This is a genomic window from Bacteroides sp. 41_26, from assembly GCF_949740115.1.
Classification (GTDB): Bacteria; Bacteroidota; Bacteroidia; order Bacteroidales; family Bacteroidaceae; genus Bacteroides; species Bacteroides nordii.
The window spans coordinates 86,031-101,897 of the sequence record NZ_CATJGZ010000056.1; the positions used below are offsets into that span (position 1 = coordinate 86,031).

Annotated in this window: 12 protein-coding genes; 4 read left to right on the forward strand and 8 right to left on the reverse strand. The window is 38.5% G+C overall.

The window, feature by feature from the left end; translation table 11 throughout:
• Positions 1–159: 159 nt before the first annotated feature.
• The 3 genes from QX565_RS05380 to QX565_RS05390 all read right to left on the reverse strand — a co-directional run bounded on the left by QX565_RS05380 (position 160) and on the right by QX565_RS05390 (position 3,248).
• On the reverse strand, positions 160–981 hold the full coding sequence (locus QX565_RS05380) for a hypothetical protein (RefSeq protein ID WP_221650375.1): 822 nt from the start codon (positions 979–981) through the stop codon (positions 160–162).
• A 19-nt stretch (positions 982–1,000) separates the two neighbouring features.
• The gene (locus QX565_RS05385; protein ID WP_221650374.1) at positions 1,001–1,768 is read right to left on the reverse strand and encodes a hypothetical protein; all 768 of its coding nucleotides are present in this window, start codon (positions 1,766–1,768) and stop codon (positions 1,001–1,003) included.
• Between the two features lie 61 nt (positions 1,769–1,829).
• Positions 1,830–3,248 (reverse strand): ATP-dependent DNA helicase, encoded by a 1,419-nt coding sequence (locus QX565_RS05390; protein ID WP_221650373.1) that lies wholly within the window; start codon positions 3,246–3,248, stop codon positions 1,830–1,832.
• A 95-nt stretch (positions 3,249–3,343) separates the two neighbouring features.
• Between QX565_RS05390 and QX565_RS05395 the strand changes: the two genes are divergently transcribed.
• The 3 genes from QX565_RS05395 to QX565_RS05405 are packed head-to-tail and all read left to right on the forward strand — an operon-like array spanning position 3,344 to position 5,326.
• Entirely contained in the window at positions 3,344–4,030 is a 687-nt protein-coding gene (locus tag QX565_RS05395; protein WP_221650372.1) for a hypothetical protein, read from the forward strand.
• Complete coding sequence (locus QX565_RS05400) at positions 3,993–4,802, forward strand: DUF3822 family protein (protein WP_289291731.1); 810 nt, start codon at positions 3,993–3,995, stop codon at positions 4,800–4,802. The genes QX565_RS05395 and QX565_RS05400 overlap by 38 nt, the downstream gene beginning before the upstream one ends.
• Complete coding sequence (locus QX565_RS05405) at positions 4,793–5,326, forward strand: RsmD family RNA methyltransferase (protein ID WP_221650371.1); 534 nt, start codon at positions 4,793–4,795, stop codon at positions 5,324–5,326. The genes QX565_RS05400 and QX565_RS05405 overlap by 10 nt, the downstream gene beginning before the upstream one ends.
• Positions 5,327–5,691: 365 nt before the next feature.
• Here the strand turns inward: QX565_RS05405 and cls are convergent, their stop codons facing one another.
• From cls to QX565_RS05420, 3 genes are all read right to left on the reverse strand, one after another.
• Positions 5,692–7,131, reverse strand: a complete 1,440-nt coding sequence (gene cls / locus QX565_RS05410; RefSeq protein ID WP_221650370.1) for a cardiolipin synthase — start codon at positions 7,129–7,131, stop codon at positions 5,692–5,694.
• A gap of 335 nt (positions 7,132–7,466) precedes the next feature.
• On the reverse strand, positions 7,467–10,286 hold the full coding sequence (locus tag QX565_RS05415) for a TonB-dependent receptor (RefSeq protein WP_289291734.1): 2,820 nt from the start codon (positions 10,284–10,286) through the stop codon (positions 7,467–7,469).
• 74 nt (positions 10,287–10,360) lie between these two features.
• Positions 10,361–10,765, reverse strand: coding sequence for a hypothetical protein (locus tag QX565_RS05420; RefSeq protein ID WP_002559266.1), 405 nt, complete (start codon positions 10,763–10,765; stop codon positions 10,361–10,363).
• Between the two features lie 81 nt (positions 10,766–10,846).
• On the opposite strand from QX565_RS05420, the gene aroB reads away from it, so the two are divergent.
• Entirely contained in the window at positions 10,847–11,908 is a 1,062-nt protein-coding gene (aroB, locus tag QX565_RS05425) for a 3-dehydroquinate synthase (protein ID WP_221650367.1), read from the forward strand.
• Between the two features lie 38 nt (positions 11,909–11,946).
• Here the strand turns inward: aroB and QX565_RS05430 are convergent, their stop codons facing one another.
• Complete coding sequence (locus QX565_RS05430) at positions 11,947–14,634, reverse strand: sensor histidine kinase (RefSeq protein WP_289291737.1); 2,688 nt, start codon at positions 14,632–14,634, stop codon at positions 11,947–11,949.
• Between the two features lie 20 nt (positions 14,635–14,654).
• Entirely contained in the window at positions 14,655–15,521 is an 867-nt protein-coding gene (locus tag QX565_RS05435) for a helix-turn-helix domain-containing protein (RefSeq protein WP_221650365.1), read from the reverse strand.
• Positions 15,522–15,867 lie beyond the last annotated feature (346 nt).

Here is a 15,867-nt window from a genome sequence, read left to right on the forward strand (position 1 = left end):
GTGACAGCGTTTTATTGAAACGAAAATGATCACAGATTTTCGCAGATTAAATGGCTGCGCTATACTTGAGAGATGATATGCTTTGCGTGGATCTGCGATAATCTGCGTTTCAATAATAGTATCATATAATTTTGAACGATTACTTATAAAAAAATTCTCTTATAAGTCTTCGAGATATATTTTATATCCCCTATACACTCTGGTACCTACCGGACATTCCACAGTACATTGAGATGTCACATCTTCATACAATTGCAAAGCATTCGTATCAGTACTACGTGTTTCCGGTTCTTCCCTTATAGATGTCGTAAATTGATATTCCTTATCATCAAATATAAAAGAGAAGCCCATTTTTTCTTTGTCATTCACCATTATCAATTTCCAGCTATAGCTACCGATAGCGGGAGTTTCTTTAAAATTTTCATGATAAACACGAAGTAGCCCTTCATCCCTCCATGTTTCAAATTTCCCAGACACCAATTCAAAGCCACCATTAATTGCAACCGGAAAAGTCTCTTTCATTCCATCGGCTATTTCAACTTTTTTTTCATCCGTCACCTCTCCATTGACAATGATTCCTTGAGCATTCACTACCATCCTCTTTCCATACTCTCTGACTTTAACTTTCAGTACAGCAGTCTTACCATCGCCATCAGAAATGATTATCGTTGCTTCACCCAATGTTTTAGGAGTAATTTGTAATCTCTTGTACTTCTCAGAAACAGTCATTACAACAGCAACAACTGCTTCATTCGTATTACCGGCTATTGAATAATCTCCGTTCCCACCATCAATGCCAATAATTTCCCCCTCAGGTTTTATTGGATAAAGACTTACAGAAGAAATCAAATTAGCACATGTTCCAGTCTGATATATAGGAGCATCACCTGTAAAAAAAACAATATCACGTTTATCATCACTACACGAAGCTATACTCAAGCCCAACATAGCTAACAATAGAATAGTATAAATGTATTTCATCTTTATATAAAGAGTTTAGTTAGTCATTAACAGCTAAACGTACTTTCTGGGCACGTTGTACTAATTTTATAGCAGGATAATCTGCTCTATACCGGTCAGTAACATCTTCCACCAAATAAAATGGAATCCGGTTTTCTGTGCGGGTGACCTCTTGAGACCCGGTTTTACTATACATTACCATATAATGAATGTTTTTCCCACCAAAAGTCAAATCATAATATTCATGATCACACGTAAAAGTACCTTCTTCCATCTTTCCATCCGGTGTACAGACTGTCAGTTTTCCTTTTTTCTTTTCTGAATAAGTTAAACGATAATAACCACCCTTTCTCAGAAAAACATCATCATAAAGATGCTCGACAATAAGCAAACTATCTTCCTTACTCACCCCTTCTATATGATTCAGCTCTCCACTCCATACATCCAATGTACGTACCGAAGTTCCTACAGTGACGGGAATATATATTTTATCACCTTTCTCACTGGATACAGTCACAACCGCCTTCCCTTGTTTTAAAGGATATACTGATAAATAAGAGTAAGATGCGCCTTCCGGAATTACCTTTTCTGCCTTAACAACAGCCTCATCACTGGAAACTACTGTCCAATCGCCACCGTCCTTTACTTCTAAAGCTTCAAGACTAAGAATTCCCAAATCCAGACTTGCACAAGGTTGATAACCGGAAATCACTTGTCCGCCCAATGGCCGAAGAACCTGAAACTTCTCATCATCCTGACAAGAGACCAAAAGGAGGGAACAGAGAAAGAGTAATAGTTTTGTCTTCATAAAAGTTATAGTTTTAGTTATTTACAAACAAAAGTAATTGTTTCGTCTGTAAATCGTACAATCAAACAATTTGTTCTTTCGGGTAATTAACTAAATACAACGTTTGGGTGGCACGCGTAAAAGCAGTGTAAAGCCAACGAAAATAATCAGGTGTCAAATACTCATCCGTCATATATCCCTGATCTAAAAACACATTCTGCCATTGCCCACCCTGCGCTTTATGACAAGTAATTGCATAAGCATACTTCACCTGCAAAGCATTATAATGTGGATCCATCTTCATTTTCTTCATACGGTCACGTTTGACAGGAATATCCGCGTAATCTTCAAGAACACTGTAGAATAAACGGTCATTCTCTGTTTTCGGTAAAGCCGGAGCATCCGAATGGAGGGTATCCAACAACAAATTTGCTTCCAGCTCAAAATCCTCATGGTCCGGAAAGGTCAACACGACTTCTGCAAAACGAAAATCATACAATTCGCGCGTACGACGTACACGACGAACAACAGCAATCTCTCCATTTGCTATAAAATCCATTTCCTTACTTTTTTCCGTCCAATAATAGTTATTCCTGGCTATCATAAGCATATCACCGGTATTCAACTCATCCTCCCGATACAATATCTGTGCCCTTATACCTTTATTATATATATTAGCCCGTTTATTGGAACGGCAAACGACAATCGTTTCATCCATACCATCCCGTTCATAACAAGCAGTAAGCGTATCGATCAGCTCTCCCCCCGGAACCGTCCTTATATCAGCAAAACCCGAAATCCGGATTTTAGGAAGAGAATTACATTCATCTTTCGCTATTAATTCACGGAGACGGGTGGCATTCCATAAAATACCAGAATCCTGTACCTGTCTCACTACTTGTGTCAAATCCACCTCTCGCACTTCAAGGCCATATCCTTTCAATGCATTTGTGAAAAGTGCCGGACTTTGCTCTTCTCCTACAGGAGGAAGCTGGGCCGTATCTCCCATCAATAACAAACGACAACCTGTACCAGAGTAAACAAACTGTATCAGGTCGTCCAGTAAACGTCCTGTACCAAACATAGCTCCTGACAACCCTTCATTAGAAATCATAGAAGCCTCATCTACTATAAATAAAGTATGTGTAGCAAGATTGTCATTCACAGAGAAATTACTTATTTCATTCGAAAAAGACTGTTGCCTGTATATCTTTTTATGAATTGTAAACGCAGGGTGTCCTGCATAAGCAGAAAATACTTTAGCAGCTCGTCCTGTAGGAGCCAATAAAACTGATTTTTGCTGTAACTTATCCATTGTTCTCACCAATGCTCCCACCAATGAAGTTTTACCAGTTCCGGCATACCCACGAAGTACAAACACGGCATCATTGGTCTGAGAAAGCAGAAACTCTGAAAGAGATTTTACAGCTATTTCTTGTTCAAAAGTTGGTTCATAAGGAAAATTTTCCTTAATTTGCCTTTCTAAATAGTTATTTATCATTTTTGTACGAGAAAAAAGTTCCCGGAACTATAGAATTTAGATTTATTTATTTTAATTTTGCGATGCGAATATAACAACTAAAAAACATATTTATCATGAAAACAGTATTTAATATCGTATTAGGTCTGTGTGCGCTTGCTTTGATCTATATCTGCTATTCGAGCATCATGGGGCCTATCAACTTTGAAGAAGCTAAGAAGCAAAGAGATCAGGCAGTTATTGCACGCTTGATCGACATTCGTAAAGCACAGATGGAATTTCGTAATCTAAACAAAGGTCAGTATACTGCCAGCTTTGATACATTGATTGACTTTGTAAAGAACAAGAAACTTCCTTTCCTTTATAAAGTTGGTGAGTTGACAGATAAGCAGTTAGACGATGGTATGACAGAGAAAAAAGCAATGGCTATCATCAACAAAGCTAAGAAAACAGGTAATTACAGCGAAGTTGAAAAGATGGGGCTTACAAACTTTAAGCGTGATACAATGTGGGTAGCCGTATTGGATACAATCTATCCGAGAGGTTTCAACGCTGATTCAATGAGATACATTCCTTTTGGAAATGGCGCTCAGTTTGAAATGGCGATCAAGAATGATACAGCTAAATCAGGTGCTCCGATCTTTATGTTTGAAGTAAAGGCTCCATACGATACTTATCTGAATGGTCTTGACAGACAAGAAATTGCTAACTTGAAAGATCTTCAGACTAAGTTAGGTAAATACTGTGGTTTAATGGTAGGTTCTATTGAAAGTCCTAATAACGGTGCCGGAAACTGGGAATAATAAAATAGACTATAGTAAATCGGAACAATATACATTATCCATCCGTCTGAGTACGGATGGATTTTCTTTTTCTATCTATAATCCGATTTACGAAAGTTCACTCTCTTTTTTTGAAAAGGAGATCACCCCTTCATTGTCTCTCGCAGCGAATCTAAAGCAAGTCTTTCGTGAAACGGAGTTATTAACCCTACCTTACAAACGGATTAATATCCTGATGGCAGGCAATCGTTTTACTCCTGTTCCTTCAGAGCTTTTCGACAACGAACAAATAGAAACACTGTTTTATCACAATCACCCTAAAAAGGAAAATGAAACAGTGCTCTATAATGTTTTACCAAGAAATAATATAACAATTATTTTCGGAATGGATAAAAGTGCTTTTCTATTCCTTAAAGAGCAATATCCCGAAGCACGATTTTATTCACAAGCCAGTCCATTGAGTGAGTACTTTTCAACCAAAAGCCGGTTGGGCAATAGTAAAAAAATGTATGTATCCTTGCGTAAAGATGCTATTGATTTGTTTTGTTATGAACGTGGACATCTGCTACTGGTTAACTCCTTTGAATGTAAACGTACTTCCGATCGCATTTATTATTTACTTTATGCCTGGAAACAGCTGGATTTTAATCAGGAACGGGATGAACTTCATCTTACCGGTATTCTGGCAGATAAAGAAATACTAATAAAAGAATTACGAAAATACATTCTTCAGACATTCATAATGAGTCCTGAAACTAATATTGATATGCAAGCCCTATTAACATGCGAGTAATCAGCGGAATATATAAAAGAAGAAGATTTGACGTACCACGTACGTTCAAGGCACGCCCCACAACAGACTTTGCTAAAGAGAATTTATTCAATGTACTATCCAATTACATTGATTTTGAAGAAGGAATAACTGCTCTTGACTTGTTTGCCGGAACAGGCAGTATCAGTATAGAATTAGTATCACGGGGATGTGACCGGGTGATCAGTATAGAGAAGGATCGTGATCATCATTCCTTTATCTGCAAAATAATGCAAGAAGTGCAGACAGATAAATGTATCCCCATCCGTGGTGACGTATTTAAATTCATCAACGGAGCACGAGAACAGTTTGATTTTATCTTCGCCGACCCCCCTTATGATTTGAAAGAGCTGGAAACCATACCCGAATTGATATTTAAAAATAATCTTCTGAAAGAAGGAGGGTTATTTGTATTGGAACATGGTAAACAGAACAACTTTGAGGATAATCCGCATTTTATAGAAAGAAGAGTATACGGAAGCGTAAACTTCTCTTTTTTCAGATAAAAGCAAAATAAAGTTTTAAGGCGGTAAGGTTATACAGTAAAAAGAAGGTTTGTACGACAAATGCATAGTTGTCAAAAAAGTAATTACACGTTTTTTTAAAGAATACATGTAAGATTAGGACAGGGACACTTAATCCGATGTAACATCCTGATTTATAGCGAATATAATCCTATACTTTAATGATCGGTAAGACTGTACACTTATCCGAGTGTTAATTGTACACTTTTGTCATACAAGAGTGTACAATCTTGACATACTAAAGTGTACACTCTTGCAAAACAGCCCTCTAATGGTTAAAAAGACAATTAACAATATTAACAAACGATACATTTGTCGGATGAGCCTAAAAGAAGAGACAGTGTATATTAAAGTAAGGGAGCAAGCAATCGCACTACTGACTCTAATGCTTTCTGAGGCCAAGGACGTTTCACCCAGTTTTTAAGGAATACCTGAGTACTTTCTCTTTGATCAGTCATGAATATCTCCTTCATCTGTAAAGCAGTCTCCATATCATACATAAAAGCATTTACCTCAAAATTATGTTCAAAACTACGAAAATCCAGATTGGTAGATCCAACCGTAGAAAGCATATCATCTGACACCATTAATTTAGAATGTAAAAAACCTTTTTTATAGAAGTAGACTTTTACTCCCGCCTGAAGCACATCTGCCAAATAAGAGCGAGATCCTAAATGGGTAATCCGGTTATCAGCATGCTCAGGTAACATCAAGCGGACATCTACGCCGGACAATGCAGCTGTTTGCATAGCTGCCAATATTTGCTCGGTAGGAAGAAAATACGGAGTCTGCATATAGAAATACCTTTTTGCACCCGAAATGGCCATCGTCAATCCTTGCATAATCTCTTTCCAAGGACCCACAGGCTCACTCGTCACAATCTGTACCAATGAGTCACCATATGAATCTATTTTCGGAAAATACCGGGAGGCAGTAATAAGCGTACGATCCACAAAATACCAATCGAGCAAAAAGGCACTTTGTAAGCCATGCACAGCTTTTCCCTGAAGCATTATGTGAGTATCCCGCCAAATTCCCCAGGACAATCCCCGCATATAACGCTCGGCCAAATTCATACCTCCGACAAAGCCGACCACACCGTCAATGACTACTATTTTCCGATGATTCCGATAGTTCACTCTGCTCGTAAATAACGGGAACCGTACTTTCAGGAAACTACGCACTTCAATACCAGCCTCTCTCATCACTTCAAAAAAAGTATGCGGTACATGCCAGCATCCCACATCATCATATATCACCCGTACTTCCACTCCGGCACGCGCCTTTTCTATCAGTACATCTCTCACCAAACGTCCGATTGAATCATCTTCAAAAATGTAATACTCCATATGAATGTGCCGCCGAGCCTTCTGCAACTCGCGCAACAGAGCCTGGAGTTTAGAATATCCGCCGGTAAATACCTCCACCCGGTTTCCTTCAAAAGGAAGAGCCTGATTGGTATGTTGAAACAATTTAATGAGACGATCATACTCAGCTGGTAATATAGAGGGATCCTGTGCCAGATATTCTGCCATCGGCTTTTTCAGAAGCCGTCCATAACTTTTCTTTCCAATGATACGTTCACGGCGTTGACTACGCCCGAAGAAGAAATAAAAAACCAGACCTACGATAGGAAGGAACATCAAGACCAATATCCAGGCCATAGTCTTTACCGGGTTACGATTGTCGAGTATTACAACAATAATCGTACCGATAATGGCTCCGAAATAGACGATATCGAAAGCCACTGTTGCTATTTGGCTGAATATAAGATTCCAATCAATCATAGTAGCAAATGTAGAGAAAAGGATTGGTATATCAAAGTATATGATTCATTAGATTAGATTCAACTAAGACTTCGGGAATGGAAGCTATAATCAAACAGATAAGAAGCCATAAAGGAACGATGTACGAGATGTACATGTCGTACTGTATGAGATGCACATGTTGAGCAGCTCCACATGTGCATCTGGTACTGCACGAGATGTACATCTCGTACATCGTTCCTCACTAGGGAAAGGAGGACATCTTGAAAAGAAAAACTGGCATTGTATAGAGAAAAAAGGTTCATGGTCCTATAATAGGACCATGAACCTTTTTTCTCTATACAATTACTGTGAACTTAGAAACGGGGGCGCCCTCCACCATAGCCTCCGCCATGACCTCTGCCACCACCAGGTCCCATACCCGGACCACGCCGTCCGGCAGCTTTACCACCAAGTGTATTGAACCGGTAAACAAAGTGCACCATAAAATAACTGCCCAATGTATTGTATTCCGTATCACTCATCTGTGTTTCACTGATAGAACGGCTTAAGTTACTTTGCTGTTTCAATATATCGTATATTTTAAACCGAAGCGTTGCTGAATTATTCTTAAGAAAGTTCTTAGAGATTTGTGCATTCCAGATAAGCTCGTTGTCATTGAATCCTCCGGTATATCCATCCTTAAAACGGCAATTAATATCAGTTGAGATATGAATTTCCCAAGGAAGATTTATATTGGTATCCCCTCCCACATAGTAATCAAATGTTTCACGATTACTATTCTCTTGCTTGCTGTTGCGCACCAGATTGTAATTAACCGATCCATTGAGTGACACATCAAAAAGATCGGAACGATAACTACCATTCAAACGCTGTCCGGCTCCAAAGTTGTGTGTAGTACTTAGCTCCTGATTCGCATCTTTACTTTTTCCCACAGTAGTATAGCTGACTGCATCACTAAAACGGGCATTCGTATTGGTAGATATAATAAACTTTTTATTCTTCAATGGAGTATTAAACGAAAAATATCCCCGGGTATTCCAGTTACCATTCACATTTTCTTTCCTATAAGTACGAGCACCAGTCTGAGGATCATATGTCATCTTGTTAGCCACAGAATTAAGCGTATTAGAATAAGATAAATTAAGATTAAAACTACGCATTGTTTCCGGAGTGAACTTATTATAGTACAACATAAAGTTATTGCTGAATGAAGGTTTTAAGTTCGGGTTACCATAGCGTAAATTCATCGGATCGGTGATATCAATTACTTCCTGCAAATCTTCGATATCAGGAGTATTACTCCGACCGCGATAACGGAATGTGAGCACATGCTGTTTTGTGAACATATAACGGAACATAACAGAAGGAGCCCAATTCAGCACATCTTGCTGAGGTAAATGTTTGTCTGAATTTGGGCCGATAGTTGTTTCACTCAATGAAGATTGGGGAGTAAGCCCAACACCGGCACTATACATCATTTTCGGATGAATACCACGCAGCGAGATATTGGCAGTATGTGTATCATAAAAGTTTTCTACACGGGTACTCAAGTTGTTATCATATCCCCGTTCCAGATACTCCGGATAGGGATAAACATTAATACTATCATAAACTAAAGATTGGGCCAACTGTTTGCGATGAGAGAATTCATACCGAAACTGTAGGAAGTGATTCTTAAATACAGGTTCGGTATAAGAAGCAGATACACTCCAGTTACGACTGTCACTCGTACGATTCGTATATCGGGCAATATCTGAAACACTATCCAGTTCAAAGAATTCTGTACGCGATTCTGAGTAGCTGTCCGTTTCGCCATCGCTATAACCAAAGCGAGCGCCTACATACAGGTTTCTTCCTTTATTGTTTAAGCGACGAAACATCATCAAACTTCCATTCAGTGAATAGTTATCGCTATGTGAAGAGGAAGAAGCTATCTTAGCGTTCACCGGATCATGTACATTGTTCCAAGTATCCGATCCTGAAGCACTTTCCGAATCAGTTTTAGAATAGCTCGCATTAGGACGAAAGATAATAGTGGTCAATGTATCCGGACGCCATTCCAGACGAAAGTCAGCACGTACATCATGACGTTTACGTCGGGAAGTATTTTCGCTGGCACCATATGAAGACTGCTCTCCAAGGAATGTTTCCGTAGATGTCTTCCGACGAGCATCGTTATCAGAGTAACCATACTGCACATTACCTCCCACCTGTACCTTCTTCGTATCTTTAGCAAAATTAATACCCAACGAACGTGCAGTAGTAATACCCGAACCGGCATTCCCTCCGCTCAGTCCCGCACCGGCATCGCCAAACTCAGAAAATCCTTTGTTATTCGTATTATTGGCCGAACCAATGATAGAGATACTTGCATCATCTTTGAACCGGCTGACCATTGCTCCTGCTTCATAACGTTCTTCGCTACCATAACCGGCTATAAGGTTTCCAATCCAACCTTTTTTCATTCCTTTCTTTACGGTAAGGTCAAGTACGGCTTCTTCTTCACCATCATCAATTCCGGTAATACGAGCCATATCACTCTTCTTGTCATAAGCTTTCACCTTTTCAACCATATTAGCGGGTAGATTCTTCATAGAGACACTTGGATCATCCGAGAAAAATTCTTTCCCATCCACCATGATCTTCTTAATTTCTTTACCATTAAGAGTAATCTTACCATCTTTATCCACTTCAGCCCCCGGTATCTTCTTGACCAGTTCTTCCAACATAGCTCCTTCTGCCACACGATAGGCCGAAGCATTATATTCGGTAGTATCTGCTTTCACTACCACAGGAGGAGCTTCTGCCGTAATAACAGCTTCGCTCAACATCACCGCATCGGGATGCAACGTTATAGTACCCACATTCTTTGCTGGTGCCTTATCCGATAGCTGGAGAGGAAGTTCCTGAGTAATAAATCCAATGTAAGAGATTCTCAATACATACTTTCCGGCTTTCACCTTGGGTAATGTGAAAGCACCCTGTTTCTGTGTAGTAATGCCCGCTGCCTGAGTACTATCAGGTAGAGCAAGTAATTGAACCGTTGCCATCTCGACAGGTTCTTTCGTGTCTTCTTCAATCACACGTCCGGAGACAGTGATAATTTTGTTTTGTGCAAATGAGGAGAGGGTACATAGCAGCAACAGTACCATCCAGATAGATAATTTTTTCATCAGCCTATGCGTTTGTAATAATAACAATTGCTTTTTTGACAATTGGCAACGCAAAAGGTTTAATGAGACTACAATTATCTTTTAAATATTTTATCTACCATTGCCTTTTTCATCCCGAATTCAAGGCAAAGAACATTCATAATGAGGAAAGTCAAAAAGGAAGAAGTATCTACCGTTATTAAGTCTCCGGTAGCTACCCGATAAAGCATTCCGCCAAAAACAAACAATACGGTAAGAAAGATAGCATTACGTGTAGCAGAGTTACGTATTTGCTCCGTCTCACGACTCTCACTTTTGGATAAAGCAAAAATAATCATCAATGCACCCACTATCATCAGGAGCTTAGTACATTCCTTGTAAAACAGAAGATTAGTATCAGTCACTTTTCCCATCATCACGAGAATAAAAGGGATAAAAAGAGCGAAGACCAGGATTACATATCCCAGAGGACGGCAATAGACAGGTAGTAATGCTTTCATTGATTTGACGTTTTAATGAGACAAAAGTAAGCAAAAAAAGATATTTTATATACTTTTGCAGTAGAAAAAGCAAATTGAATTATGAGTAAGCAAGAAGTTATCCTATGTAAGAATCTGGAGTTGAGTCTTGGTCAGGCCATAGAAAGGTGCCCGTACGACCGCCTGTTCATCCTGACTGATGAACATACTCACCGACTTTGTATGCCTCAAATGAAGGAAGTATCTTATCTGAAAGATGCAATCGAAATAACAATTGGAGCGGGTGATATACACAAAACGCTGGAGACCCTGGCTTCCGTATGGCAAGTGCTGAGTGATAAGGGAGCTACCCGGCATTCGCTGCTCATTAATTTAGGGGGAGGAATGATAACAGACCTGGGAGGTTTTGCCGCCGCCACTTTCAAGAGAGGATTTGCCTACATTAATGTTCCTACTACATTATTAGCGATGGTAGATGCATCTGTTGGAGGGAAAACCGGGATTAACTTCAACGGACTAAAAAACGAAGTTGGCGTATTTGCTCCTGCAAACTGCGTACTGGTCGAAACAGAATTCCTTCGGAGCCTGGACACTCAAAACTTTTTCTCTGGCTATGCGGAGATGTTGAAACACGGACTCATCAGCAATACAGCTCACTGGACAGAATTGCTCAATTTTAATACAGAAAGTATTGATTACAGCTATCTGAAACAGCTTGTAGGACAATCTGTACAGGTAAAAGAGAATATTGTTGAACAAGATCCCTTTGAACATGGTATACGTAAAGCATTGAACCTGGGACACACCGTAGGACACGCATTTGAAAGTCTGGCACTCGCAGAAAACCGTCCTGTTCTTCACGGATATGCTGTGGCATGGGGAATTGTCTGCGAACTGTATCTGTCACACCTTAAAGCCGGATTTCCCAAAGACAAGATGCGACAAACCATACAGTTTATAAAGGAGAACTATGGCATTTTCGCTTTCGACTGTAAACAATACGAACAACTTTACGCTTTCATGTTACACGATAAAAAGAACAAAGCGGGAGTAATTAACTTTACTTTGCTGAAAGATATCGGAGATATCAGCATTAACCAAACTGCTGATAAAGATCTGATCTTTGAGATGTTCGATTTCTATCGGGAATGTATGGGAATATAAATTTAATGTATAAGTAAGTTTGCAGTAGTTTACTCTTTCTACTGCAAATTTACCTCTTGATAGGGTATTGTAAACCAGAAAGTGGCCCCCTTACCCTCTTTTGATTCAACTCCAATTTCACCTCCCATACATTTCACAATCGTTTCACCTATTGAGAGTCCCAGTCCAATACCCTGAACAAAACTATTCAGTTTCACAAAGCGTCCGAATATCTTTTTTTGATATTCTTTCGGGATGCCATGTCCGGTATCAGTGACGTAAAAACGAAGCATACCATTATCTAACCGGGAAAAACCAAAATGCACACTTCCTTCAGCAGTGAACTTAATCGCATTCGAGATTAAATTATTCAATACCTGTATCAGCCTGTTACGATCTGCATTAACATAACACTCGGCATGCTGGTCATCAAATTTCAATGATAAATGAGCAGTATTAGCTTTCGGACGAAAAGCTCTTTCCAACTCTCTCATCATGTCATCCAGATAGACATTAGAAGTTACAAGTTCCAATGCTCCTGCCTCAATCTTCGACAGATCAATAATATCATTAACCAATTGAAGCAACAATTGATTATTGTGCTCTATGATACGTAAATACTCCTTACGTTCTTTCTCCGTTTGAACGGTATCGAGTATGCTGGAAAATCCAATAATAGCATTTAACGGAGTACGTATTTCATGGCTTATATTAGCAATAAATGCCGACTTAAGCCGGTTTGCCTCTTCAGCTTTTTCCTTTGCAACAATGAGTTCTTGCTCCATCTTCTTTCTGTCAGTAATAACCAAAACAGAACCGATAAGAGCAAGTGGTTGCCCCTCTTTATCCACCTCATCAACTACAGCCCACGTTTCTACCCAGTCATAGTCTCCTTTTGAAGCTGCAAAAACGCGAAACTGTTCATTCACTTTTTCTCTTTTACCATCCTTCAGTTCCTGAAACAACTTCTTCACACGTTTTATATCCTCACTATGAATACTTTTCATAATTTGTGAAACAGGAACAGCAAAAGCTCCTTCTTTCACAACAAATCTTTCATCGTCTTCAATTAGCTTACTTTTATCAAACCAAACATTATCCTCCTTCAAGCTCCATTTCCAAGGAGTAATATCAGCAATACCAAGTGCCATAGACAATTTATGATTAATCGTTCGTAAGGATTGGCGTGTATGAATTAGTTCTGTAGTATCCATGCAGAAAACATTAACCACTTCCGGAAGATTGGAAACCATAACAAGTACATCATAGTTATGCCCATTCATCGCATGCATTGAAAAAGATACTGGTTTTTGTTCCCGATCGGCCATCCCCATATATTCTTTTAGTTTGGCAAAAACCTCTGAACTATTCAATACACTCCCCCGTTTGTTTAAAGCATCTTCTTTCTTATAAAAATGTCTTTCAAAACTTGGATTAACGTCGCTAATTACATAATCATCAACTTTCCCATCTTCTCCTTTTATCAATCTGCACCTCAGATAAAGAACAGGCATGTCATTGAACAAATTATTGTAATTGCTCATCAGCTGAATCTGCTTTGATTGCATTTTACGAATATTACTCAGAAAATAGATACGTACTAATAAGATAATTATTCCAAAAAGTACACACAGCAATATAGTAGCCAAGATATATTTATTCTTCTCGATAAAACTCACAGGCTTGTAATAAAAAAACGTGTTCGGAGGGCAAAGGTCAGGATATAAACTAGCTCTAAGCAATTCTTCATAATTGAAAACCGGCCCGGCATAAACCTTCGTTGCAGGTATATCAGATGCCTTTACTCCACTTAATATCTTATGACTAATATTGGCTATGGCTTTGCTGATATCTTTCGACAAAGAAAAATAACCGCCTAACAAACCAGTCTGCCCAATCATATCAGTCAATGTAAATATCGGTTGTGCAGAATATTGATTTATCCTCTTATAGGTACGTGGTAACAACGCCACATCAGCGGAAGACGAATCATAGTTTTCCCATGCCGAATATAATATTCCCGTATTTTTATCAGCTTGTTTGAGAGAATCAATTACCTCTTTTATATTTTCCTGTCCTTCAGTAAAAAAGCGTAATCGCAAATCCGGAAAATATTTCACCACAGTTTCTGCTACCTCCTGCCGATTTTGAACACTAAACCATCTACGATCTGATATAAAGATCAGCTTATTCATATTCGGTATCTGCTGATACATCAAATCAATTGTTTCTTTTACATAAAACGGTGCATAAACTAAAGTTATATTACGCCCTTTTATAATATTTCGTATTGGTATTTGTTCTTCACGGGTTATAGATGTCTTCTGCAAATAAGCATCAACAGGACCGATGTAGTTTTTCTCTGTAAACAAAATAACCGGTGTATCTTTCCACCGCTCCTCCAACTCTTTATGAATCAGGGCCCATGTATTCCCCCCCATAATAATAATAAGTCTCGGATTACTGTTTTCATATTTAGCAAACAAATCCCTTCGGATTGTATCCATCCGTTGTTCATCATATATCCGCATCAAATTAAGGTTTTCAGATGCTATAGTCATACCTTTATATTCGACAGGCAATTTATATATAAGTTCACTAATAATGTGATTGCTTAAAGGCGAAAGAGCCGAATTAGCATTGATAAAAAGGATACATTCCTCTTTCACAAGCGAACCTACCGCAAATGAATTGAGGAGGAAGAAGTGTAGAAGTACAATTGTATATACAAATCTTCGTTTTAACATAAAATTATCTCTTGTTTGTTTCATTTCTGCATTCTATACTCTAAAAGTGACATTCCGGTATGTTTCCTGAAAAAACGTCCCAGTGACGACTGATTTGCAAAATTTGTCTTAATAGCAATTTGCTGAATATTTAAAGTTGAATTCTTAAGCAAAGCTTTAATCTCTAAAACCATATACTCAATTATCCAATCTTTAGCCGTTTTCCCGCTCACTTCTTTAATAACCGCTGACAGGTATTTAGAAGTTATGCATAGTTTATCAGCATAAAAAGCCACCTCTCTATTCTCCTTATAATATAACATAATCAGTTTAAAGAACTGATTAGCCAATTCTTCTTTACGGGCATCCGGCTTTGTTCCTCCCATCAATAAGGAACTATCAAGATAGGTATTATACAAATCAAGATAAAAGAACCTCAACAAATGTATCAATGCCTCTCTCCGATAGGCAAACTGTTCCCGCTTTACCCGATCAGAAATTAAGTTAAAATAGCCATAAAAGCCAGCAACCTCACGTTCATTTAAAGGAAACCAGAAATGGCTTCTCATATACACAAAAAAATGAGGAGAAAAACGGCGCATCCCACTTAGAATATCATCATAAAAAGTGGACGAAAGATTGAGAGTAAGCGTTAAAAAGTCATCACTAATATCTGTACATGAAATAAGTTGCCCCGGAAAAAAAACAGCCAATTGATTTTCAGACAATAAATGTTCATTATCATGTATATTAATACGTGCGCTGCCCTTCAAACAAAAAACGATCAGCCCTATCTGGGTATAAGAGGGATAAGTAGTCAAAGGAAGATATTTCAAATTTCTACAAATTCTGAATTCTTCACCAAAAGCATTAATCTCTAATATCTCTTTTTTTATTTTGTTTGTCATTTGCCGATTATGTATTAATGCACAAAAATATAATATAAGCAACTTTTATATAGCAAAGACCGGAATCTTGGTATTATATTACAGAAAAAAAGTCCACGCTATTTAGATTCTTTCATAAACAAACTGGAACCCTTTAAAGTTTTATAAAGAAACATACTACAGTTTTTTTAGCAACTCCTTTATACTTTAGCAATTGACTCATTTTCAACACACAATAGACTTGAAATAAAATAATTTATTCGATTCCCTTGCTATTTCAAAATAAAGCACTACTTTTGCATCCGCAATTCGGGATGTAGCTCAGCCCGGTAGAGTACGCGTCTGGGGGGCGTGTGGTCGCAAGTTC

Coding starts and splice junctions, on each gene's coding strand:
- QX565_RS05385 (WP_221650374.1), bottom strand. CDS start 1,768: ATGAAGACAAAACTATTACTCTTTCTCTGTTCCCTCCTTTTGGTCTCT.
- QX565_RS05420 (WP_002559266.1), bottom strand. CDS start 10,765: ATGAAAGCATTACTACCTGTCTATTGCCGTCCTCTGGGATATGTAATC.
- QX565_RS05390 (WP_221650373.1), bottom strand. CDS start 3,248: ATGATAAATAACTATTTAGAAAGGCAAATTAAGGAAAATTTTCCTTAT.
- QX565_RS05395 (WP_221650372.1), top strand. CDS start 3,344: ATGAAAACAGTATTTAATATCGTATTAGGTCTGTGTGCGCTTGCTTTG.
- QX565_RS05405 (WP_221650371.1), top strand. CDS start 4,793: ATGCGAGTAATCAGCGGAATATATAAAAGAAGAAGATTTGACGTACCA.
- QX565_RS05435 (WP_221650365.1), bottom strand. CDS start 15,521: ATGACAAACAAAATAAAAAAAGAGATATTAGAGATTAATGCTTTTGGT.
- QX565_RS05430 (WP_289291737.1), bottom strand. CDS start 14,634: ATGTTAAAACGAAGATTTGTATATACAATTGTACTTCTACACTTCTTC.
- aroB (WP_221650367.1), top strand. CDS start 10,847: ATGAGTAAGCAAGAAGTTATCCTATGTAAGAATCTGGAGTTGAGTCTT.
- QX565_RS05380 (WP_221650375.1), bottom strand. CDS start 981: ATGAAATACATTTATACTATTCTATTGTTAGCTATGTTGGGCTTGAGT.
- cls (WP_221650370.1), bottom strand. CDS start 7,131: ATGATTGATTGGAATCTTATATTCAGCCAAATAGCAACAGTGGCTTTC.
- QX565_RS05415 (WP_289291734.1), bottom strand. CDS start 10,286: ATGAAAAAATTATCTATCTGGATGGTACTGTTGCTGCTATGTACCCTC.